Source organism: Microbacterium sp. PAMC21962, from assembly GCF_019443465.1.
Lineage (GTDB): Bacteria > Actinomycetota > Actinomycetes > Actinomycetales > Microbacteriaceae > Microbacterium > Microbacterium hominis.
Map to the genome: position 1 here is coordinate 1,587,272 of NZ_CP080381.1, position 20,943 is coordinate 1,608,214.

Genomic DNA, 20,943 nt, shown 5'->3' on the forward strand with positions numbered 1-20,943 from the left:
GGCTCGCGGGGGATGAAGGATGAGGCAGGATCGAAGGATGGCAGACACACGCGTGCGACCCGTCGACCCGCGCCTGCTGCGGTACGCGTCGGCATCCCGCGCGTTCTTCGTCGCGATCGCCCTGATCGGAGCGGCGCAGACGGCCGTCGTCGTCGCGTTCGCCTGGCTGCTCACCCACGCGATCACCCGCGCGATCGAGGGGATGCCGTGGGCCGAGCTCACCGCGACGCTCCTGGCCCTCGGCGGCGTCGTGGTGGTGCGGGCACTGCTGCTGTGGGCGCGCGAGGTGCTGTCCGCGCGGGCCGCCGCGCGCGTGCAGGCCCAGCTGCGGGCGCAGCTGGTGGATGCCGTCGGCATCCTCGGCCCGGGCTGGCTCGCGGGACGCAACACGGCCCGCCTGGCCGTGACCGCGGGACGGGGGCTGGAGGCGCTCGACGCCTACTTCGGGCGCTACCTGCCGCAGCTCGTCCTCACGGCCATCGCGACGCCCGTCCTCCTGGCCGTCATGTGGTGGCAGGACTGGATCTCGGGGCTCACCGTCCTGCTGACCCTCCCCCTCATCCCCCTGTTCATGGTGCTCATCGGGCTCGCGACGCGCACCGTCCAGCAGCGGCAGTGGCGCACGCTCGGGCGGCTCGCCGCACGCTTCGCCGACACCGTCCAGGGGCTGTCGACCCTCACGGTGTTCGGCCGCCAGCACCGCGCGGCCGGCTCGATCGAGAAGGTCACCGACACCTACCGCACCGAGACGATGCGCGTGCTGCGCGTGTCGTTCCTGTCCGGCTTCGCGCTCGAGCTCTTGGCCTCGATCTCGGTGGCGATCGTCGCCGTGTCCATCGGCTTCCGCCTCATCGACGGGACGATCACGCTCGCCGTCGGCCTGTTCGTGCTGCTGCTCGCCCCCGAGGCCTACCTGCCGCTGCGCCAGGTCGGCGTGCAGTTCCACGCCGCCGCCGAGGGCGTGGCCGCGACGGAGGACGTGTTCGCGGTGCTCGACGAGGCCCGCGCGGCGGCGGCATCCGGCGGAGAGGCCGCGCGCGCCGCGGCGCCCCCGCTCCCTCCCGGGCCGCGGGGGCACCTCGTGGTCCGCGAGCTCCGCGTGCGCCGCGGGGAATCGACGTTGGCACCGGTCGACTTCGACGCCGCGCCGGGAACGGTCACGCTTCTGGAAGGGCCGAGCGGCGCGGGAAAGTCGAGCGTGTTCGCGGCGCTGCTCGGCGCCGCCGGGTTCGACGGCACGGCCGAGCTCGACGGGATGCCGGTGAGCGCACTGCCGTCGGCGACCTGGCTCGCGTGGGCGGGGCAGCGTCCCGGACTCGTCGCCGGCACGATCGCCGCGAACGTCGCGCTCGGTGACGAGGATGCCGATGCGGCCGCCCGGCGCGCCCTCGTCGTCCGCGCCCTGCGGATCGCGCAGGCGCACGAGCTCGACCCGGACCTCGATCTCGGAGTCCAGGGCGCGGGTCTGTCCGGAGGACAGGCCCAGCGGGTCGCCGTCGCACGCGCCGTGTACCGGCACCTGCGCGGCCACGCGTCGGTGCTGGCCCTCGACGAGCCCAGTTCGGCCCTGGATGCCGCGACGGAGGCCGCCCTCTGGCGCGGCATCCGCGAGCTCGCCGACGCCGGCGCGACGGTGCTGCTCATCTCCCACCGCCGCAGTGCACGCGAGATCGCCGACCGCGTGGTCGCCGTCACCGGCGCCGAGGTCACCCGCGCCGCCGCCCCCGCCGACTCCGCCGTCTCCGCCGAGGAGGTGACGAGGTGACCACGACGACCGACGTGCTCCGGCGCGCGATGCCGTCGCTGCGCCGGTTCTGGCCGGGCGCGGCGGCCGGCTTCCTGTCCGAGGCTTCCGCGGTCGCACTCCTCGCCTGCAGCGCGTGGCTGATCGTCCGCGCCAGCGAGCAGCCCCCCGTGATGTACCTGTCGGCCGCCGTCGTCGGCGTGCGGGCGTTCGCCCTCAGCCGCGCGGCCTTCCGCTACACCGAACGGCTCGCGAGCCACGATGCGGCCCTGCGCCAGCTCGCGGTCACGCGCACCGATCTCGTGCGACGGCTGATCCCGCTGGCCCCGGACGGCCTCACCCGCACCCGCCGCGGGTCGGTGCTGGGCGCTCTCGTCGACGACGTCGACGAGCTGCAGAACCTGCCGCTGCGGGTGGTGCTGCCACTCGTGTCGTCGGCGGCCGTCGCCCTGGGCGCCGTCGTGCTCGTCGCGGTCGTCTGGTGGCCGGCTGCGCTCACCCTCCTGGCCTGCCTGGTCGTCGCGGCGCTCGTCGCGGTCGGCTGGGGATGGCTCGCCGGCTCGCGGGCCGAGCGGTCGATCGCCCCGCTGCGGGCCCGGCTCGCCGACGCCGTCCTCGACCATCTCGCGAGCCTCGACGTGCTGACCGCGTACGGCGCGGCCGGGCGCAGCGCGGCACGGATCGCCGCCGCCGACGCGGAGCTGCGCCGCGCGGTCACCCGCCGCGCCGGCGCGCAGGCGGGCTCGACGGCTCTCGTGTCGGTGCTGGCCGGTGCCGCGTCGCTGCTCGCCGTGCTCGCGACGGTGGGCGCCGTCGGAGACGGCACGATCACCGGTCCCGCCTTCGCGGTCGTCGTGCTCGTGCCGATGGCCGTGTTCGAGGTCTTCACCGCCGTTCCCGCCGCGGCATCCGCCTGGCGTCAGGTGCGCGCGGCGGCCGCACGCATCGCCGAGGCGGTGCCCGACACGGTGCCGGCCGGCATCCCGGTCGCCACCGTCCCGGCGGTCGGCACGGGCCCCGATCTGGGCGACGGCATCGTGCTCCACGGCGTGTCGGCGCGCTGGCCGGCGGCGCAGGAGGACGCGCTGCACGACCTCGACCTGTCGATCGCCCCGGGCGAGCGCGTGCTCGTGGTGGGCTCCAGCGGCGCGGGCAAGACGACCGTGGCGCACGTGCTGGTCCGCTTCCTCGACACCGTGCGCGGGCGCTACACGATCGGCGGCGTCGACGTCGCCGATCTCGATCCGGACGACGTACGGGAGACGGTCGGACTGTGCGAACAGCAGCCGATGCTCTTCGACGAGGACATCCGGCAGAATCTTCTCTTCGCCCACGACACCGCGACGGATGCCGAGCTGGAGGCCGTGCTGGAGCGGGTCGGTCTGGGCGACTGGCTGCACGAGCGCGGCGGACTGGACGCGCGCGTCGGGGAGCGCGGCGCGCTCGTGTCGGGAGGGCAGGCCCAGCGCATCGCCCTGGCGCGGGCGCTGCTGCACGGCTTCCCCGTGCTGGTGCTCGACGAGCCCACCGCCGGTGTCGACGTCGACGCCTCGGATGCGCTGCTCACCGACCTGCTGTCGGCCGTCGGTCCCGATCGGGCCGTCGTCCTGATCTCGCACGTCGAGGTGCCGGCCGGACTCGTCGACCGCACGGTGCGCCTCGCCGGAGGTCGCATCGAGGCCTGACCCGGGCGCGCCGGATGCGGCTCAGCCGCCGATCGCGTTCATCCCGCGATGCGGCTGCAGGAACGACGGATCGTCGATCGCGTGGCCGGGGAGCTTGCCCGCGACGCAGTCGTGCAGCACGGCGTCGATCGCGGCGTCGTCGGAGACGGCCGCGCGCAGCACGGGCAGCAGGTCGTACTCGTCGTTCGAGAACAGGCAGTTGCGCAGCTGCCCGTCGGCGGTCAGCCGCAGCCGGTCGCACGCGCCGCAGAAGGGGGCCGTGACCGAGGCGATGACGCCGACCGTCGCGGGACCGCCGTCGAGGAGGAAGCGCTCCGCGGGCGCTCCGCCCCGCCCGGGGATCGGATCGAGGGTCCACCGGGCGGCGAGAGCGGCGAGGATCTCGTCGCGGGTGACCATCTGCGAGCGGTCCCACGTGTGCCCGGCATCCAAGGGCATCTGCTCGATGAAGCGCATCTCGGCGCCGTGGTCGAGCGCGAAGGCGACCAGGTCGGCGAGCTCGTCCTCGTTCACGCCGCGCATGGCGACGGCGTTGAGCTTGAGCGGCCGCAGACCCGAGGCCGCGGCGGCGGCGATCCCCGCGCGCACCTCGTCCAACCGGTCCCGCCGGGTGAGCTCGCGGAACCGCTCGCGATCGAGCGTGTCGATCGAGATGTTGAGCCGCTGCAGTCCCGCCGCGACGAGGTCGGGCAGCACCTCCCCCAGCCGGATGCCGTTGGTCGTCAGGGCGATCTCGACGGGGCCGCTCGGACCCTCGATCGCCGCAAGGCGCCGCACGACGTCGACGATGTCGGCGCGCAGGAGCGGCTCGCCACCGGTGAGGCGGAACGTCGTGATCCCGGATGCCGCGGCCACCGCGGCCACGCGGACGATCTCGTCGGTGGAGAGGATGCTGGTGCGCGCGAGCCACTCGTTGCCCTGCTCGGGCATGCAGTAGGTGCAGCGGAGCGAGCAGCGGTCGGTGAGTGAGATGCGCAGGTCACGGTGCACCCGGCCGAAGCGGTCGACGAGCGGGGCGCCGGGCGCTGCCGGCGACGTCGATCGGGGCGCGGAAACGGCGCCGTCCTGTCGCGCGGCGTGCGTCGTTGCGCGCAGCGTGAGCGGGACGGCGACCATGCTCCGAGGCTACCCGCCCGATGGACGGCGCGGGCCGAGGGCAATGTTCTCTTGCGATTTTCGAAGTTTTGTTCTATAGTGGGATGAAGAAACCCCGCGCGTGCCCACCTTCTGTTGCGGGTCCTGTCCTCCGGTTGATGCCGGGTCAGGGGTGATGATGCACGCGCTGATCGATCCGCCGTCTTCGGTGTCGTCCCCGGCTGAGCTCGGGTGGCCCGGGTTGGATGCTGTGGTGGCCGGTGTGGTGGATGCGCGGCGGCGTGCGGCTCAGGCGCAGGCCGCGGAGGCGAGGTTCCTGGCCGATGCGGTGGGACTGGTCGCGGAGCGGACGGCGTTGCTCAGGCAGGAGGTGCAGCAGCGGGGTGGGTCGGTGCGGTCGTCGGATGCGGATCTGCCGTTGCGGGAAGTCGCGTTGGAGCTCGCGATGGCGCTCCGGGTGTCGGATCGGGGTGTGCAACGCCGGATGTCGGAGGCATACCCGCTGACGACCCTGTTCCCCACCACCTGGGGCGTGTGGGAGCGCGGGGAGATCGATGCCGCTCATGCGTGGGCGATCAGCCGCACAGGCACGCTTCTCACCTCTGAATCAGACCGGGCACGGTACGAGACCCTCGCGTTGGAGGCGGCCCGGTCGGAGTCGCCTGCGCGGATGAGCGCGGCGGCGAAGGCGATCGCCGCGACCATCGACCCTGCCGCGTTCACTGAGGCCGCGCAGCGCGCGTATGAAGAACGCTCCGTCCGGTTGTTCCCTCTCGACGATGGGATGGCCCGGCTGATCGCGGATCTTCCCGCGCCGCTCGCCCACGCGATCCACGACACCCTCAACGCCCGGGGCCGGGCGATCCTCGATCAGCCCGACGAGGACATCGACGGCAACGATGGCGCTTCATCGGATGCCAGCGCGGACACGGACGACGCACCGCACGGCGAAAGAGTCATCACCGGCTCCCACCCCTGCGCTCATGCAGACACTCGTACGTTGGCGCAGGTGCGTGCGGACATCCTCACCGACCTGCTCCTGACCGCCACTGCCTCCACCCGCGCCACTGGCGCCGGTGTCGAGGCGGTGACGGCGCAGATCCAGGTGACGATCCCCGCCCTCACCCTCGCCGGCGACCCCGACGGAGGCCCGGCCCTCCTCGCCGGGTACGGGCCCATCGAACCCGCGCTCGCCCGACGCCTCGCCGGGCTCACCCCCGGGTGGGATCGGGTGTTCACCGACCCGACCACCGGCATCCCCGTCGCCGTGGACCGGTACCGACCGTCCGCGGAGCTGCGCCGCTTCCTCGCCGCACGGGATGAACGCTGCCGCACGCCCGGCTGCACCCGCCCCGCCCACCGGTGCGACCGCGACCACACCACCGCAGCCGCAGAAGGCGGCCCCACGGCACCCGACAACCTCGCCCACCTGTGCCGCCGCCACCACACCGTCAAGCACCACACCGCCTGGCAGATCCGACACCTCGGCGGCGGCACCCTCCAGTGGACCTCACCCACCGGACGCCACTACCAAGACCGCCCACCCGGACGCGTCCGATTCGTCCCGCACACCGACGACCCACCACCGTTCTGAGCACCACGCACGGGAAGCGTCAGCGGGGATGAGTACCGACGACACATCCTCCGACACCACCCGATCGGACAGACGGGAGTCTGCGGACGGCTGAGCCGTGAGAGCGGATCGACGACGGCCGCTTTGCCACGCGCCTGAACAGCGTTGTCAGGGCGCGAGATCGCAGTTCCGCTGAGTAACCTCCCAGCCCCCTTCCACGTAGTCGAGAGAGTCGCGCACGAGCCCGAACGACAGAAGAGTGCTGAGGACTTCGGGGGAAACCCCCTCGAGCCCCTGCTTCCAGTGCTCCGTTCGAGCAATCCCGCTGTTGTCCGCGTTCGGAAGATCCATCCGGTAGGTGTCCCAGTAGACCGGCAACTCATACTGCACCCGACCCTGCGCGTCGGCCACGAATGTCTCACTGGGGCGCGAATCGACGTACACCGTCGGAGAAATCCCGACGGCAGGCACCCGCACGCCATTGCACGTCACCGCGACTGCGTACGCCTCGACCGACCGCGGCGCTGCAACGAGATCTATGGCGGCCAGCGGAACTGCCAACCCGCCGAGCGCACCGAGGACAACCGAAGCCGCCGCGGCGATCCAATCGAGGCGCGCATTCTTGGGCAGGCGCCTCATGACGAGTCGCTCCAGCGTCCTCGAACTCGCAAGGCCGAACGTCGCCCAGCTCGCTAAGAGCATCAGCTTCATGCCGACCTCTGCGGGAATCGCCGACTTCGCGAACAGCAACAGCACCAATGGAACAACGAAGGTCGTTGCCAACCACCAGCCCCACAGCGGCCAGCGACTGATCCGGTCTTGCATCGAACGCATGAACTCTGCGGTCGCCGCGGCGGCGAGGACACCGAAAGCCAACACAGCCCAATGCCACTGCGCGACGATCACCGCCACCACGACGAACACGAGTCCAGCCCCGACCGCTGCGCCGAGCCGGATCGTGAAAGGGGGTGCGCTCCGCTCGAGCAGCCGACGACGCACCCGCCGCGAGTCATATGGCATCATCGGCGCGCCCCTCCCTCGTGGGATCAGCGTGCCGTATCAGGAGACGATCACGCAAAAGCCACAAACACCGTGGGAGAGAACCCCGGCGCGCACACGTCGGCGCCTCCGCGTACCGGAACGCGTTCGAGCTGCTGAGATCACCGGGCAGCGACCCGCACGTCGGTCGCGCCGATCGACAGACGCACCTCGTCACCCTCGGCGACGTCGGCGGCGGCGAACTCGGCGATCGCGAGCTCGCAGACGACGGCAGGCTCGCGGGTGTGCAGGCGGACACCCGCGGCGGTCGCCTCGATCCGCACCACCCTGGCGCTCCAGCGGATGCCGGGTGCCGAGGCGCCCACGGCCGCCACCTCAGCCGAATCCCTCTCCCCTGCCGCCCGCGCGGACCGCACCCGGACCGCGCCGGTCGGGATCAGCGCCACGGCGTCGCCGTTGGAGAGGCCGGGCGCGGGAAGGTGCACCGCACCGGCCGTCCACACCCCCGCCTGCACCCGACCCGGCACGCGGTTGACCCCGCCGAGGGCCGCGACGAAGTCCGTCGCGGGCGTCGTGAGCACCTCGCGGGCGGGTCCCTGCTGCGACACCCGGCCGTCCTCGATCACGACGAGGCGGTCGGCGAGGGTGACGGCATCCACGACGTCATGCGTCACGAACAGCGTCGTCGTGCCGGAAGCGCGCAGATGCGCGGCGAGCACACGGCGGATGTCGGCGACCGTCACCGGGTCGAGCGCGGTGAAGGGCTCGTCGAGCAGGAGCAGCCGCGGCGCGGTCGCGAGGGCGCGGGCGAGGGCCACCCGCTGCTGCTGGCCGCCGGAGAGCTCCGCGGGCCGGCGGTGGCCGACACCCGGCAGCCCGACGTTCTCGAGCCAGCGCTGCGCCTGCGCGCGGCGCGCGACCCGGGCAGCCGCCCTCCCGGCATCGTCGGAGACGCGCAGCCCGAACGCGACGTTGTCGCGCGCGGACAGATGCGGGAACAGGCGCGGATCCTGGCCGAGCAGCACGACACCCCGCCGCTGCGGCGCCACCTGCACCGCGGGCGACGAGACGACCTCGCCTCCGACGCGCACCTCGCCGGCGCTCGCGCGCATCAGTCCCGACACGACATCCAGCAGCGTCGACTTGCCCGCGCCGCTCGGTCCCATGACGGCGACGATCTCCCCCGCGGCCGCGGAGATCTCGGCATCCAGCACGAACGCGTCGCGGCGGACGACGACGTACGCGTCGAGCGCGGCCACGGTCACCGTCCCGCCCCCGGCATCGGCCGCCAGGCCCGGACGAGAAGCAGCACGCCCACCGCCGTCACCAGCAGCAGCAACGACAGGGCGACGGCGGTGCCCTGCGAGACACCCGCCCCGTTGAAGGCGGTGTAGATCGCGAGCGGCATCGTCTGCGTCACGCCCGGCGCGTTGCCCGCGAACAGCGCCGTGGCCCCGAACTCCCCGATGGCCCGCGCGAAGCACAGCACGACCCCGGCGAGCAGGCCGGGCGCGGCCAGGGGCAGCGTGATCCGCCAGAGGATCCGCCACCGACCCGCCCCCAGTGCCGCCGCGGCATGCTCGTAGCCCACACCGGTCGCGCGCAGGGCTCCCTCGAGCGCCAGCGCGAGGAACGGGAGCGCGACGAACGTCTGCGCGATCACGACCGCGGTCGTCGTGAACGGGATGCGCAGCCCCGCCCCCGCGAGCAGCTGTCCCAGCCAGCCGTTGCGGCCGAGGAGGAACAGCAGCGCGACGCCGCCGACCATCGGCGGGAGCACGAGCGGAACCGTCACGACCGCGCGCAGCACACCCGCCAGCCGCGGCCCCGACCGGGCGATCACGAGCGCGAGCGGCACGCCCAGCACGACGCACGCCGCCGTCGCCACGGCACCCGTTCCGAGCGAGAGGCCGAGCGCCGACACGGCGGCAGGCGAGGTGACGTCCGCCCACAGCGTGGACGGATCGACGCGACCGACGAGCGCGGTCAGCGGAAGCACGAGGAAGGCGACCCCGACAACGGCCGGCACGAGCAGCACCTGCGGCACGAACCCGCGCGATGCGCGCTGCCCGGCGATCATCACGGCCGTCCGGCGATCATCACGGCTGCCCGAAGCCGAGCCCGGCGAGCACCGCGCGGCCGTCGTCGGACAGCACGAAGGCGACGAACGCCTCGGCCGCCGCCGGGTTCGCGGCGCCGTCGAGGGCGACGATCGGATACGTGTTGACGACGGCGTCGGCCCCCGCGGTCGTCACGGTCTGGACGTCGGTCGTGGTCTTCGCGTCGGTGACGTAGACGAGACCGGCATCGGCCTCGCCGCTGGCGACCTTGGTCAGCACCGCCGTGACGTTCTGCTCGTAGCTGTCGACGGACGCGGTGACGCCCGCGTCGGCCAGCAGAGTGGCGGATGCGGCGCCGCACGGCACCTCGGCGGCGCACAGCACGACCGACAGGTCGGGCGTCGCGAGATCGGCAAGCCCCGTCACGCCGCCCGGGTTGCCCTTCGGCACGACCAGCGTCAGCACGTTCGTCGCGAACGGCTGCGGCGCCGCCGCGAGCCCGGCGTCGACGACCTTCTGCATGTTCTTCTGATCGGCCGAGGCGAAGACGTCGGCCGCCGCCCCCTCGACGAGCTGGGTGGCGAGAGTGGACGATCCGTCGTAGCTGATCGGCCGGATGCTCACGCCGGGATGGGCGGCTTCGAACGCCTCGGCGAGCTGGGTGAACGCGGCCTTCAGCGACGCGGCCGCGAAGACCGTGAGCTCGCCCGACAGCGCGTCGGCCGACGCGGATGCCGGGGCGGTCGCCGCCGGCGCAGCATCCGTGGCCGCACCGCCGGCGCCGCATCCGGCCAGCGCGAGGGCCGCCGCGGCGAGGAGGGCGAGGGCGGGACCGCGTCGCGTGCGCATCAGTGCTCCTGGGGGGTTTCGACGATGACGTTCGTGGCTTTGACGATCGCGACGGCGAGCGCACCGGCTTCGAGGCCCAGGTCGCGCACGGCCTCGGCCGACATGAGCGACACGACGCGGTGCGGCCCGGACTGGATGTCGACCTGCGCCATGACCCCGTCCATCTGCACCCGGGTGACCAGGCCCACGAAGCGGTTGCGCGCGCTCGAGAGCGCGTCGCCGGGATCCGCGGCGGCGCGGGCGGTCTCCACGGCCCGCGCGGCGAGCGCGTCGCCCGGCACGCGCGCGGGCGACTCGCCCGTCGTCGGCAGGACGCCGTGGTCGATCCAGCGACGCACGGTGTCATCGCTCACGCCCAGCAGACGGGCGGCTTCGGTGATGCGATACGAGCGCATACGGCGACGATATCGCTCATCTGCGGAGAAAGTGACATGTGCTCCCCGCATCCGCGGAAATCGCTGGGTCCGTGACACCCGTACCGGCCCCGCCGTCGATGCCGCGGTTTACGCTGACACCGTGCCCCTCGCTCCCCTCGTCGACCCTGTCCCCGCGCTGACCGCGGCCGAGCGCGCGCGCACGCAGCGCCACCTCGTCCTCACCGGCATCGGCGATCTCGGTCAGCGCCGCCTCGCCGCCGCGCGCATCGCCGTCGTCGGCGCGGGCGGACTCGGCTCCCCCGTGATCATGGCCCTCGCGGCAGCCGGGGTCGGCGGTCTCACCGTGATCGACGACGACGACGTGGATCAGACCAACCTGCAGCGACAGCTCCTGCACCGCCACGCCGACATCGGCGCCCCCAAGACCGACTCGGCCGTGCGGGTGGCCGGGGACCTCTCGCCCGAGACCGTCGTCACGGCGGTGCGGGAGCGCCTGACCGCCGACAACGCCGAGCGCCTGCTCGCCGACGTCGACCTCGTCGTGGACGGCAGCGACACGTTCGCCACGCGCACCGCGGTCGCGGCGGCCTGCGAGGCTCGCGGCATCCCGCTCGTCTGGGGCGTGGTGCAGGAGTTCCACGCCCAGGTGACCGTCTTCTGGAGCGCACCGCCCGCCGGGACGGAGGCCGTCCGCCTGTCGGACCTGCACCCCGCCGACGCCGCGGGCGAGCCGCCCACCTGCGCCGAGGTGGGCGTGCTGGGCGCGCTGTGCCTGCAGGTCGGCGGCATCCTCGCGACCGAGGCGATCAAGCTCGTCGTGGGCGTCGGCGAGCCGCTGCTGGGTCGCGTGCTCGTCATCGACGCCCTTCGCGCCACCCAGACCGAGGTCGCCCTGCACGCGGCGGCGGAGCGCACCTCCGCGCCCGTGCCGCCGGCGCCCGCGACGGACGGGATCCGTGAGCTGACGGCATCCGAGATGCTCTCCGCACAGGATGCCGGGGCCACCCTCCTCGACGTGCGGGAGCCGTGGGAGACCCAGGGCGGCATCGTGGCGGGGTCGGTCCTGATTCCCCTCGGTGACCTGCTCGATGACCCGGACCGCGTCGAGGACGATCGTGTCGTGGTCATCTGCGCCCACGGCGTGCGCGCCCGCCACGCCGCCGAGGTCCTCCGCGCCCGCGGGGTCGAGGCCGACATCCTCGTCGGTGGTCTCGCCGCCTGGCAGCAGGCATGAGCGCCGCCGACACGACGCCGCCGGCGCTGCGGACCGTCGAGGAGCAGCTCGGCGATGTGCTCGCCGCGGTGCGGCCGCTCGCGGCGGCCACCGTGGCGCTGGAGGAGGCGGCGGGCCGCACGCTGCGCGCGCCGCTGCGGGCAGCCCTCGACATCCCCGTCTTCGACAACTCGGCGATGGACGGCTTCGCGGTGCGTTTCGCCGACGTCGCCGCCGCGACCGGCGACGCCCCCGCCGTGCTCCGCGTCGTCGCCGATCTGCCGGCCGGCACCAGCGACGACCCCCGTCTGGGTGCGGGCGAGGCCGCGCGCATCATGACCGGCTCCCCCGTGCCGGCGGATGCCGACGCCATCGTCCCCTTCGAGGACACCGCCGGCGGCCTGGCGGACTCGCTGCACACCGCCCGGGTGCTGCGCGCACCCGCCCGCCCGGGCGTCTTCGTCCGCCGTGCCGGCGACGACGTGCACGCCGGCGACATCCTCCTCGAGGAGGGCACCGTCCTCGGGCCGTTGCAGATCGCCGCCGCGACCGCGGCCGGGGTGACGGAGGCGTTCGTGTCGGCGCGCCCCCGCGTCGCGATCGTGTCCACCGGCAGCGAGCTGGCCCCCGCCGGGACGCCCCTGCGCCGCGGCCAGATCCCCGAGTCCAACGGCGTCCTGCTCGCGGGCCTCGCCGCCGCGGCCGGCGCGGAGGTCGTCGCGCGCCTCAGCGTCGACGACGAGGGCGCCGCGCTGCGCGACGCGGTGTCGGCGGCGCGTGCGGCCTCCGTCGACGCCGTCGTCTTCTCGGGCGGCGTCAGTGCCGGCGCGTTCGAGGTCGTGCGCGCCGAGCTGTCCGGCGCGATGACGTTCAGCCGCATCGCCATGCAGCCCGGCAAGCCCCAGGGCTTCGGCACGCTGCCGACACCGGCCGGTGCGGCCCTGCTGTTCGGGTTGCCGGGTAACCCCGTCAGCGCGGCGGTGTCGTTCGAGGTCTTCGTCCGGCCGGCGCTGCTGGCGCTGCAGGGTCGCCGCGCGATCCACCGGCCGATCCTGCAGCTGCCCGCCGGAGCCCCCTGGCGCACGCCGGAGGGACGCCGGCACTACCTGCCCGCGGTCGTCGACACCGACCGTGACGGCTCGTGGACCGTCCGCCCGGCGACGGCGGGCGGCTCCGGGTCGCATCTCGCCGGCGGACTCGGCCGCGCCCGCGCCCTCGCGGTCGTTCCCGCCGAGGTCGTCGAGGTGCGCACCGGCGACCCGGTCGCCGTCATGCTGCTGGAAGGATGGGACGCATGAGCTTCACCCATCTGGATGCCGCCGGTCACGCGCGAATGGTCGATGTGACCGAGAAGCAGCCGACGGTGCGTGCCGCGACCGCCCGCGGATTCGTCCGCTGCGCCGCGCCGGTCGTCGCCGCCCTCCGCGACGGCTCCGTCCCCAAGGGCGACGTGCTGGCCGTCGCGCGCATCGCCGGCATCCAGGCGGCCAAGCGCACGCCCGAGCTGCTGCCGCTCGCCCACGTCATCGGCGTGCACGGCGCCGTCGTCGATGCGATCGTCACGGACGAGGGCGTCGAGGTCACCGCGACCGTGCGGACGGCCGACCGCACCGGCGTCGAGATGGAGGCGCTGACGGCCGTCGCCGTCGCCGCCCTCGCGATCGTCGACATGGTCAAGGGCATGGACAAGGCGACCGCCATCGAGAACGTGCGTCTGATCGCGAAGACCGGCGGCAAGTCGGGCGACTGGACGCGGGAGGCCTGATGGCGAGGGTGCGTTACTTCGCCGCCGCCGCCGAGTTCGCGGGGCGCGACGAGGAGGTCCGCGGCGAGCACGACCTCGAGGCCCTGCGCTCCGCGTGGGCGGCGGAGTACCCCGGCCTCGGACGCATCCTGCCGCGCTGCGCCGTGCTCGTCGACGGGCGGCGCACCGACGGCGACGCCGCGCTCGGCGACGACACCCTGATCGACGTGCTCCCGCCCTTCGCCGGAGGCTGAGCGCGGGTCGCGGAACCCCGGGGCACCGCCGCGTTCAGCCGCCGAGCCCCTTCCACGCCGCCGACCCGTCCTCGGCCAGCTGACGCTTCCACACCGGCAGCTCGCGCTTGATCGCCTCGATGATCTCCCGACACACCTCGAACGCCTCCGCGCGGTGCGGTGTGGCCACGGCGATCGCGACCGCGATGTCGCCGACCTCGAGCCGTCCGATGCGGTGGCTCACCGCCACGATCGCGCGGCGGTCGCCGACCGCGGTGACCGCGATGTCGTGCAGCGTCGCCTCGGCGTCGGGATGGGCCGAGTATTCGAGCGCGACGACCGCCCCGTGCGCGTCGGGGTCGTGGTCGCGCACCGTGCCGATGAAGCTGGCCACGGCGCCGGCGGCGGCATCCTCGACCGCGGCGATGTGGACGGCGAGATCGAGCGGTTCGTCGGTGATGCGGGCGATGCGCACGGCCATCAGTGGTCGCCTCCGTCGAGCTGGTGGCGGACGTGGTCCGCGATCGAGAGGATCACCGGCATCCCGGATGCCACGGCGGCGGGAGAGCCGGGCAGATTGACGATGAGGGCGGTGCCGGCGACGCCGGCGAGCCCGCGCGACAGCATCCCCGCGGGCTTCTCGGCGACCGACCGGCGGCGCAGCTCTTCGGCGATGCCGGGGAGCTCCCGATCGATCACGCGAGCCGTGCCCTCGGGGGTCCGGTCGCGCCGCGCCACGCCGGTGCCGCCGGTCGTGACGACGAGGCGGGCGCCGGCGGCGATCGCCTCCCGCAGCGCGGCCTCGACGCTGTCGGCGCCGTCGGCCACCACGCGCGCGTCGGCGCACGCGAAGCCCGCCTCGCGCAGCACGCGCACGGCGACCGGGCCGCTCACGTCGTCGCGCGCCCCCGCCGCGCTCCGGTCGGACACGGTGATCACAGCGGCAGGCATCGACACGCCGCCAGCCTACGCCCCGCCCTCCCGCGGCGCGCGGGCGGACGAGCCGATGTCACAGCACGAGGCCGAACGCGGCGACGTCGGTCGGGCCGTCCAGACGCGAGAAGCCGATGCGCTCGTAGAACGCGATCGCGCCGGCGTTGCCGCCCGCGGCGACGAGGTGCAGGCCCGCGGCGCCGCGGGCGCGCAGCGCGTCGACGAGCGCGGCGATGAGCCGCCGTCCCCATCCCTGCCCCTGCAGCTCGGGCAGGAGGTCGATGTGCAGGTGCGCCGGATGGGTGGCGGCGTACGGTTCCGCGCCGGGGCGTCGGCTGTCGGCATACGCCAGGACGGCATCCTGCCGGGTGCCCTCCCCCTCCTCGCCACCCGCGGCGCGCCGCGGCCAGCGCGAGCCGATCCGCGGCCACCAGTCGGAGCGGAACCATTCCTCGAAGGCGTCGGTGTCATCGGTGCCGACGATGTAGCCGGCCACGCGGCCGTCGTCGGTCTCCACGACGAAGGCGAGGTCGGGATGGCGAGCCGCGTACGGCAGCACGAAGACGGCGCCCCAGATGTCGTCGTCGTCCAGGATGCCGGTGCCGTCCGCGCCGGCATCCGCGGTCCGCAGGCAGACCTCGGCGAGCGCGGCCTCGTCGCCGGCGCGGAACGGTCGCAGGTGCGGCATCCCGCGATTCTATGCCGCCGGCTGCGCGGCCTCGGCGGCCGCGGTGATCCGGTTGGCCATCCCGCGGAAGATGAACCCGTGGAACGGCAGCACGGCCAGCCAGTACAGCCGCCCCGACAGCCCCGACGGGAAGAAGACCGCGCGCTGACGGTACACCGCGCCGCCGTCCGCGCCCGGCTCGCAGCCGAGGTCGAGCCAGGCCAGCCCGGGCACCTTCATCTCGGCACGCAGGCGCAGCAGCCGCCCGGGCTCCACCTTCTCGACCCGCCAGAAGTCGATCACGTCGCCGACCGCGACGCGCGTACGGTTGCGGCGACCCCGGACGAGGCCGACGCCCCCGACGAGGCGGTCCATCCACCCCCGCAGCGCCCACAGCAGGGGCGCCGAGTACCAGCCGTTCTCCCCGCCGATGCCCTCGATGACGTCCCAGAGCCGCTCCGGCGCCGCGGTGGTCGCCGCCGTGCGCACGTCGGTGTATACCGTGCGCCCCGCCCACTCCGGGTCGGACGGCAGCGGATCCGACGGTACCCCGCTGACCTCGGCATCCTGCCAGCTCGTCTCGACGCTGTCGGCCGCGACGCGACCGAGGGCGAGCGCGACGGCGCGGCGGTACGGGGTGAGGCCGCCCTCCGGCGGCGGGATGATCGCGTCGATGTCGTGATCGTCCATGACGCACTCGTTCTGCAGCGAGGCGATGAGCGGGCGCGCGATCGAGCGCGGCACGGGCGTGACGACGTTGACCCAGTGCGAGGCGAGACCCGGGGTGAGCACCGGCAGCGGGGCGATCGGGCGTTGCGGGAGCCCGGCTTCGACCGCGTAGCCGTTCATCATCTGCCCGTAGCGCAGCACGTCGGGACCGCCGATGTCGAGAGCGCGGTTGACCTCGGGGGCGACCCGCGCCGCGCCCAGGAGGTAGTACATGACGTCGCGCACCGCGATCGGCTGGATGAAGTTGCGCACCCACTTCGGCGCGGGCATGTAGGGCAGCACCTCGGTGAGGTGGCGGATCATCTCGAACGACGCGGACCCCGAGCCGATGACGACCCCCGCCTGCAGCACGAGCGTCGGCACTCCGCTGCGCAGGAACACGTCGCCCACCTCGACCCGCGAGCGCAGGTGCGGGCTCAGAGGCACCCCGTCGGGGTGCAGGCCGCCCAGGTAGACGATCCGGCCCACGGATGCCGCGGCCGCCGCGGTGGCGACGGCCCGGGCGGCGGCGAGGTCGGCCTCCTCGAACCCCGCGCCCGCCGACATCGAGTGGATGAGGTAGAAGAGCACGTCGACGTCGTCGCAGGCCCGGGCGAGCGCGGGGCGATCGACCGCCGCACCGGCGACGACCTCGACCTCGTCCCCCCAGTCGAACGCCGCGAGGCGGGCGGGATCGCGCGCGAGGACCCGCACGCGGTACCCGGCCGCGATCAGCCGCGGCACGAGCCGGCCGCCGATGTAGCCGGTGGCGCCGAGCACGAGGGCGCGCGGCGCGCTGCCGTCGGCGCGCGGCACGGCCCGCAGGGCTTCTTCGCGGCCGGTGGGCGTGGACAGTTCGCTCATGCCCGCCACGCTAGCCCGCCTTCCCCCGAGCCGCCATGACGCGGCCGAGCCGCTACCGCGCGGGCGGGCCGGCGGGTAGCGGCTCGGCCGGCGGGTAGCGGCTCGCGAAGGGCTAGCGGCGGCCGGTGCCGAAGATGCCGCGGATGACCGAGGTCAGGATGGTCTGGGTGGACTTCGCGTTCAAGACCTGTTCCAGCGGGGACTTCTGCGCGGCCCGCGAGGTGCGCGACGTGCGCGAGGCGCCCGTGCCGCCGGTGGAGCGCAGGATGCGGTCGTACTCCTTCTGCCGCTCGCGCGCGGCGGCGGCATCCGCCTTGGCCTGGGCGGCCTGCGCGGCGGCCTCCGCGGCGGCTCTCTCTGCGGCGGCATCCGCCTCCGCGGCCGCGTTCATCTTCGCGGTCAGGATCTCGCGTGCGGACTCCCGGTCGATGGGCGTCCCGTACTGCGCGAGCAGGGGCGACGCGTGCACCGCCCGCTCGATGTCGGGGACGGGCGTGGGCGACATGAGCCCCTGCGGCGCGCGCAGCCGTGTCCAGGCGACGGGGGTCGGTGCCCCCTTCTCGCTCATGACGGTCACGATCGCCTCGCCCGTGCCGAGCTCCTGCAGCACGCGCTCGAGGTCGTACCCGCTCTTCGGGTAGGTGCCGACCGTGGCCCGCAGCGCCTTCGCATCGTCGGGCGTGAAGGCGCGCAGCGCATGCTGCACGCGGGAGCCGAGCTGGCCGAGCACGTCCGACGGCACGTCCTTGGGCGTCTGGGTGACGAAGAACACGCCGACGCCCTTGGAGCGGATGAGCCGCACCGTCTGCGTGATGGCCGCGAGGAACGCCTTCGACGCGTCGCGGAAGAGCAGGTGCGCCTCGTCGAAGAAGAACACGAGCTTCGGCTTGTCGAGATCTCCCACCTCGGGGAGGATCTCGAACAGCTCCGCCAACAGGTACATGAGGAACGTCGAGAACAGCGCGGGCTTGTCGGCGACGCCCGGCACCTCCAGCAGCGAGATCACGCCGCGACCGTCGGGCGCCGTACGCAGGAAATCGCGGACGTCGAACTCCGGCTCGCCGAAGAAGACGTCCGCGCCGTCGTCGGCGAAGGTGATGAGCTTGCGGAGGATCACGCCCGCCGTCGCCGCCGACAGGCCGCCCAGCTCCTTCAGCTCGACCTTGCCCTCGTCGCTCGTGAGCCACGTGAGCACCGCCCGCAGATCGGACAGGTCGACGAGGGCGAGTCCGTTGGCGTCGGCGTAGTGGAAGACGAGGCCGAGGCTCGACTCCTGAGTCTCGTTCAGGCCGAGCACCTTGCTCAGCAGCAGCGGGCCGAACCCGGAGACGGTGGCGCGCACCGGCACGCCCATGCCCACGCCGCCGAGGGCGAAGTACTCGGTCACGGATGCCGCGGGCGCCCACTCCTGCCCGATCGCCGCCGTCCGGGCACGCAGCTTGTCGCTGGGCTCGCCCGGGGTCGCGACACCGGACAGGTCGCCCTTCATGTCGGCCGCGAAGACGGGCACGCCCTTCGCGGCGAGCTGCTCGGCGAGCCCCTGGAGGGTGCGCGTCTTGCCCGTGCCGGTGGCACCGGCGACCAGGCCGTGGCGGTTCATCATCGCGAGCGGGATCCGGATCTGCGCCGCGGGCACCGGCTCGGTGTTCATCAGCGCGCCGAGGTCGAGCGTGAGCCCCTCGAACGTGTACCCCTTCGCGATGGCGGCGACCTGGTCGGCGTCGAGGGGGCCGGATGCCGCGGCATCCACCTCCGACGGCGCCTGCGCCGCCTGCGCCGCGTGCGCTTCGGGAGGAGATATCACCTCGGGAGGAGCGGATGTGCCCGCAGCATCCTCCGGGGCGGAAATCTCCTCTGCTGCTGCCGGTGCGGACGCACGGGCGGCCTGTGCGGCGGCGAGCGCCGCCTTGGCCTGGGCGAGCTTCAACGCGGCCTCTGCGGCCTCCGCTTCGGCCTGCAGACGGGCGAGCTCGGCATCGTCGACAGCACTCATGGCGCTCAGCCTAGCGAGCGGACCCGCTCGCTCTCACGGTCCAGCACGCGCGTGAAGGCGGCCGCGACGACGAGGGTGGCGCCGACGCCGACGAGGGCGCCGCCGACGGTGTCGCTCAGCCAGTGCGCGTGCACCTGGGTGCGGCTGAACGCCATCGCGAACACCCACGCGCCGCCGACGACGGCGACGGCGACCCGGGGGAAGAGGATGACGGCGATCGTGGCGACCGAGGCCGCGTTGCCGGTGTGGCCGGAGGGGAACGAGCCGTGGTCGGAGAACACGATCATGTCCTCGGGACGGGCGCGTCCGAACAGCGCCTTCAGCAGCTGGACGAGGGCGACGCTGCCGACCGAGGCGACGACGACGAACAGCGCGCCGCGCGGGCGGCGCAGCACCAGCAGGAGGGCGACGCCGCCGAGCGGCACGACGAAGGTCGCGAACCAGCCCCCGCCGAGGAAGTTCATCGCCAGGGCCGCCGGATCGAGGAAGGCGAAGCGATCGACGAACACGTTCCACCACTCGTCCACGTTGACGTCGGCCTCGACGACCACCTGGATGCCGAGCCACACCGTGGCGGCGATCAGCAGCACCCCCGCGACGAGGCGCTGCAGGGCGACGGTGGTGAGGTCGTCGTCGGTCGGTGCTCTCATCGCCCCATTGTGCCCGACGGCATCCGCTACGGCGTGAGGCGCGCGACCGTCCACGGCCGCACGATCGCCCACAGCGCGGTGCAGCCGATGAGCGCGCAGCCGACCATCACCGAGGCCATGGTGGTCGCGGTGATCCCGGCATCCTTGGCCACCCAGCCGACGATCGGCGAGATGAGCCCCGCGACGCCGAAGTTGGTCGCTCCGAGGATGGATGCCGCGGTGCCGGCCGCCTTGCCGTGCCGGTCGAGTGCGAGCACCTGGACGCAGGGGAAGGTGAACCCGCACGCCGTCATGAAGACGAACAGCGGCACCATCGTGCCCCAGAGTCCGAGCCCGAGCTGGTCGAGGACGATGATCGCCACGGCCGCGAGCACCAGCACGCCGGTCGAGACGGCGAGCACCCATTGCGGTCCGAAGCGCGCCGCCAGCCGTGCAGCCACCTGGACGCCGATGACCAGACCGAGGGAGTTGGCCGCGAACAGCAGGCCGTACTGCTGGGCGTCGAAGCCGTAGGTCTCCTGGAAGAGGAACGACGAGGAGGAGAGGTAGGAGAACAGACCGCTGAACGACATGCCGCCGATGATCAGCACGCCCACGAACACCCGGTCGCTGAACACGGCTCGGTAGCGCTGCAGCACCGTGGTCGCTCCGCGCTCGCGGCGTCGTGCCGCGGGCAGGGTCTCCGGCACGAGCGCGATCGCCGCCACGAGCATGACGGCGCCGTACACGGCGAGCACCACGAAGATGCCGCGCCAGGGCATGACCGTGAGCAGCGCCGATCCGATCAGCGGCGCGACGACGGGCGCCGCGCCGGAGACGAGGGCGAGCCGGCTCAGCATGACGACCAGCCGGCGCCCGCCGAACAGGTCCCGCACGATCGCCATCGCCACGACGCCGCCCGCCGCGGCGCCGACGCCCATGAACACCCGGGCGATCGCGAGCAGCGTCAGGTCGGGGGCCAGCGCGGCCGCGACGCTCGCCACGACGTGCAGCGCCGTGACGGCGAGCAGGGGCAGGCGGCGCCCGACCTTGTCGCTGAGCGGCCCGACGATCAGCTGGCCCAGCGCGAAGCCCACCATGGTGCCGGTCAGGGTCAGCTGGATCGCGGCCGCGGAGGTGCGGAAGTCGGCCTGCAGCGTCGGGAAGGCCGGCAGGTACAGGTCGATCGTGAACGGCCCGAGGGCCGTGAGAGCGCCGAGCAGGATGATGTAGACCACGCGTCGCGGCGTGGAGATCGCATCTCCCGGGTGCAGAACGACGGGCGCCGTCGCGGGATGCGGGCCCAACGTGCGGATCGCACCGGTGGCGGTGCGATCGGCGGCGGTGGAGGCGGGGCGGGAGGCGGGGTTGTCGCGCACGGTTTCCAGACGGGTGGGGGCGAAGGGCGGGGCGGGGGCGGGCGGGGGCGGGCGAGGCCCGCCGCGGCGGCCGAGGAGGTGTCGCGGCGCCGAGCGAGGCGGGACGACATCGGCGATGAGGACTCGAAACGATTCGAGCCGGTTCCGATCCTAACCTTTTCCCCAGACTCGGAGTCATGCGTGCGCATACGATCGAAA

At 73.6% G+C, this 20,943-nt stretch carries 20 protein-coding genes; 7 read left to right on the forward strand and 13 right to left on the reverse strand.

Going from position 1 to position 20,943, the window contains the following annotated elements:
- Nucleotides 1-37 precede the first annotated feature (37 nt).
- Nucleotides 38-1,765 carry a thiol reductant ABC exporter subunit CydD gene (gene cydD, locus KY498_RS07690; RefSeq protein WP_191008019.1) on the forward strand — a complete coding sequence of 576 codons (1,728 nt, stop codon included), beginning with the start codon at nt 38-40 and terminating at the stop codon, nt 1,763-1,765.
- A complete protein-coding gene (gene cydC / locus KY498_RS07695) occupies nt 1,762-3,429 on the forward strand; it encodes a thiol reductant ABC exporter subunit CydC (protein WP_191008018.1) in 1,668 nt (555 codons plus the stop codon). The genes cydD and cydC overlap by 4 nt, the downstream gene beginning before the upstream one ends.
- 21 nt (nt 3,430-3,450) lie before the next feature.
- Here cydC and moaA read toward each other — a convergent pair whose 3' ends face one another.
- A complete protein-coding gene (gene moaA / locus KY498_RS07700; RefSeq protein WP_191008017.1) occupies nt 3,451-4,545 on the reverse strand; it encodes a GTP 3',8-cyclase MoaA in 1,095 nt (364 codons plus the stop codon).
- 232 nt (nt 4,546-4,777) lie between these two features.
- Here moaA and KY498_RS07705 point away from each other — a divergent pair, with 232 nt between their 5' ends.
- The gene (locus KY498_RS07705) at nt 4,778-6,118 is read left to right on the forward strand and encodes an HNH endonuclease signature motif containing protein (RefSeq protein ID WP_223849509.1); all 1,341 of its coding nucleotides are present in this window, start codon (nt 4,778-4,780) and stop codon (nt 6,116-6,118) included.
- 147 nt (nt 6,119-6,265) lie between these two features.
- Here the strand turns inward: KY498_RS07705 and KY498_RS07710 are convergent, their stop codons facing one another.
- The 5 genes from KY498_RS07710 to KY498_RS07730 all read right to left on the reverse strand — a co-directional run bounded on the left by KY498_RS07710 (nt 6,266) and on the right by KY498_RS07730 (nt 10,400).
- Entirely contained in the window at nt 6,266-7,021 is a 756-nt protein-coding gene (locus tag KY498_RS07710) for a hypothetical protein (RefSeq protein WP_191008016.1), read from the reverse strand.
- A 236-nt stretch (nt 7,022-7,257) separates the two neighbouring features.
- On the reverse strand, nt 7,258-8,355 hold the full coding sequence (locus KY498_RS07715) for a sulfate/molybdate ABC transporter ATP-binding protein (RefSeq protein ID WP_375140956.1): 1,098 nt from the start codon (nt 8,353-8,355) through the stop codon (nt 7,258-7,260).
- A 2-nt stretch (nt 8,356-8,357) separates the two neighbouring features.
- Nucleotides 8,358-9,176, reverse strand: coding sequence for an ABC transporter permease (locus KY498_RS07720; protein WP_191009635.1), 819 nt, complete (start codon nt 9,174-9,176; stop codon nt 8,358-8,360).
- A gap of 19 nt (nt 9,177-9,195) precedes the next feature.
- Nucleotides 9,196-10,005, reverse strand: a complete 810-nt coding sequence (gene modA / locus KY498_RS07725; protein ID WP_191008015.1) for a molybdate ABC transporter substrate-binding protein — start codon at nt 10,003-10,005, stop codon at nt 9,196-9,198.
- Complete coding sequence (locus KY498_RS07730) at nt 10,005-10,400, reverse strand: molybdopterin-binding protein (RefSeq protein WP_061782578.1); 396 nt, start codon at nt 10,398-10,400, stop codon at nt 10,005-10,007. The genes modA and KY498_RS07730 overlap by 1 nt, the downstream gene beginning before the upstream one ends.
- A 121-nt stretch (nt 10,401-10,521) precedes the next feature.
- On the opposite strand from KY498_RS07730, the gene KY498_RS07735 reads away from it, so the two are divergent.
- The 4 genes from KY498_RS07735 to KY498_RS07750 are packed head-to-tail and all read left to right on the forward strand — an operon-like array spanning nt 10,522 to nt 13,593.
- Nucleotides 10,522-11,616 carry a ThiF family adenylyltransferase gene (locus KY498_RS07735; protein ID WP_223848847.1) on the forward strand — a complete coding sequence of 365 codons (1,095 nt, stop codon included), beginning with the start codon at nt 10,522-10,524 and terminating at the stop codon, nt 11,614-11,616.
- On the forward strand, nt 11,613-12,893 hold the full coding sequence (gene glp, locus KY498_RS07740; protein ID WP_191008013.1) for a gephyrin-like molybdotransferase Glp: 1,281 nt from the start codon (nt 11,613-11,615) through the stop codon (nt 12,891-12,893). Before KY498_RS07735 ends, glp begins: the two co-directional genes overlap by 4 nt.
- Nucleotides 12,890-13,360: a cyclic pyranopterin monophosphate synthase MoaC gene (gene moaC, locus KY498_RS07745; RefSeq protein WP_060959193.1), complete on the forward strand. Its 471-nt coding sequence runs from the start codon at nt 12,890-12,892 to the stop codon at nt 13,358-13,360. Before glp ends, moaC begins: the two co-directional genes overlap by 4 nt.
- A complete protein-coding gene (locus tag KY498_RS07750; protein ID WP_061782581.1) occupies nt 13,360-13,593 on the forward strand; it encodes a MoaD/ThiS family protein in 234 nt (77 codons plus the stop codon). The genes moaC and KY498_RS07750 overlap by 1 nt, the downstream gene beginning before the upstream one ends.
- A gap of 34 nt (nt 13,594-13,627) precedes the next feature.
- Here the strand turns inward: KY498_RS07750 and KY498_RS07755 are convergent, their stop codons facing one another.
- The 7 genes from KY498_RS07755 to KY498_RS07785 all read right to left on the reverse strand — a co-directional run bounded on the left by KY498_RS07755 (nt 13,628) and on the right by KY498_RS07785 (nt 20,745).
- A complete protein-coding gene (locus KY498_RS07755; RefSeq protein WP_191009634.1) occupies nt 13,628-14,056 on the reverse strand; it encodes a molybdenum cofactor biosynthesis protein MoaE in 429 nt (142 codons plus the stop codon).
- Entirely contained in the window at nt 14,053-14,523 is a 471-nt protein-coding gene (locus KY498_RS07760; protein ID WP_191008012.1) for a molybdenum cofactor biosynthesis protein B, read from the reverse strand. The genes KY498_RS07755 and KY498_RS07760 overlap by 4 nt, the downstream gene beginning before the upstream one ends.
- Nucleotides 14,524-14,581: 58 nt before the next feature.
- Complete coding sequence (locus KY498_RS07765; RefSeq protein WP_191008011.1) at nt 14,582-15,193, reverse strand: GNAT family N-acetyltransferase; 612 nt, start codon at nt 15,191-15,193, stop codon at nt 14,582-14,584.
- 9 nt (nt 15,194-15,202) lie between these two features.
- Nucleotides 15,203-16,744: an SDR family oxidoreductase gene (locus KY498_RS07770; protein WP_191008010.1), complete on the reverse strand. Its 1,542-nt coding sequence runs from the start codon at nt 16,742-16,744 to the stop codon at nt 15,203-15,205.
- A gap of 112 nt (nt 16,745-16,856) precedes the next feature.
- The gene (locus KY498_RS07775; protein ID WP_191008009.1) at nt 16,857-18,737 is read right to left on the reverse strand and encodes a helicase HerA-like domain-containing protein; all 1,881 of its coding nucleotides are present in this window, start codon (nt 18,735-18,737) and stop codon (nt 16,857-16,859) included.
- A 5-nt stretch (nt 18,738-18,742) separates the two neighbouring features.
- Nucleotides 18,743-19,387: a phosphatase PAP2 family protein gene (locus tag KY498_RS07780; RefSeq protein ID WP_191008008.1), complete on the reverse strand. Its 645-nt coding sequence runs from the start codon at nt 19,385-19,387 to the stop codon at nt 18,743-18,745.
- A gap of 26 nt (nt 19,388-19,413) precedes the next feature.
- Nucleotides 19,414-20,745, reverse strand: a complete 1,332-nt coding sequence (locus KY498_RS07785; protein ID WP_258186446.1) for a multidrug effflux MFS transporter — start codon at nt 20,743-20,745, stop codon at nt 19,414-19,416.
- Between the last annotated feature and the right edge of the window lie 198 nt (nt 20,746-20,943).

What these genes read in the sequence shown, in the direction of transcription:
- cydD (WP_191008019.1), top strand. Translation starts at nt 38, where the DNA reads ATGGCAGACACACGCGTGCGACCCGTCGACCCGCGCCTGCTGCGGTAC.
- moaA (WP_191008017.1), bottom strand. Translation starts at nt 4,545, where the DNA reads ATGGTCGCCGTCCCGCTCACGCTGCGCGCAACGACGCACGCCGCGCGA.
- KY498_RS07720 (WP_191009635.1), bottom strand. Translation starts at nt 9,176, where the DNA reads ATGATCGCCGGGCAGCGCGCATCGCGCGGGTTCGTGCCGCAGGTGCTG.
- modA (WP_191008015.1), bottom strand. Translation starts at nt 10,005, where the DNA reads ATGCGCACGCGACGCGGTCCCGCCCTCGCCCTCCTCGCCGCGGCGGCC.
- KY498_RS07730 (WP_061782578.1), bottom strand. Translation starts at nt 10,400, where the DNA reads ATGCGCTCGTATCGCATCACCGAAGCCGCCCGTCTGCTGGGCGTGAGC.
- glp (WP_191008013.1), top strand. Translation starts at nt 11,613, where the DNA reads ATGAGCGCCGCCGACACGACGCCGCCGGCGCTGCGGACCGTCGAGGAG.
- moaC (WP_060959193.1), top strand. Translation starts at nt 12,890, where the DNA reads ATGAGCTTCACCCATCTGGATGCCGCCGGTCACGCGCGAATGGTCGAT.
- KY498_RS07750 (WP_061782581.1), top strand. Translation starts at nt 13,360, where the DNA reads ATGGCGAGGGTGCGTTACTTCGCCGCCGCCGCCGAGTTCGCGGGGCGC.
- KY498_RS07760 (WP_191008012.1), bottom strand. Translation starts at nt 14,523, where the DNA reads ATGCCTGCCGCTGTGATCACCGTGTCCGACCGGAGCGCGGCGGGGGCG.
- KY498_RS07765 (WP_191008011.1), bottom strand. Translation starts at nt 15,193, where the DNA reads ATGCCGCACCTGCGACCGTTCCGCGCCGGCGACGAGGCCGCGCTCGCC.
- KY498_RS07770 (WP_191008010.1), bottom strand. Translation starts at nt 16,744, where the DNA reads ATGAGCGAACTGTCCACGCCCACCGGCCGCGAAGAAGCCCTGCGGGCC.
- KY498_RS07775 (WP_191008009.1), bottom strand. Translation starts at nt 18,737, where the DNA reads ATGAGTGCTGTCGACGATGCCGAGCTCGCCCGTCTGCAGGCCGAAGCG.
- KY498_RS07780 (WP_191008008.1), bottom strand. Translation starts at nt 19,387, where the DNA reads ATGAGAGCACCGACCGACGACGACCTCACCACCGTCGCCCTGCAGCGC.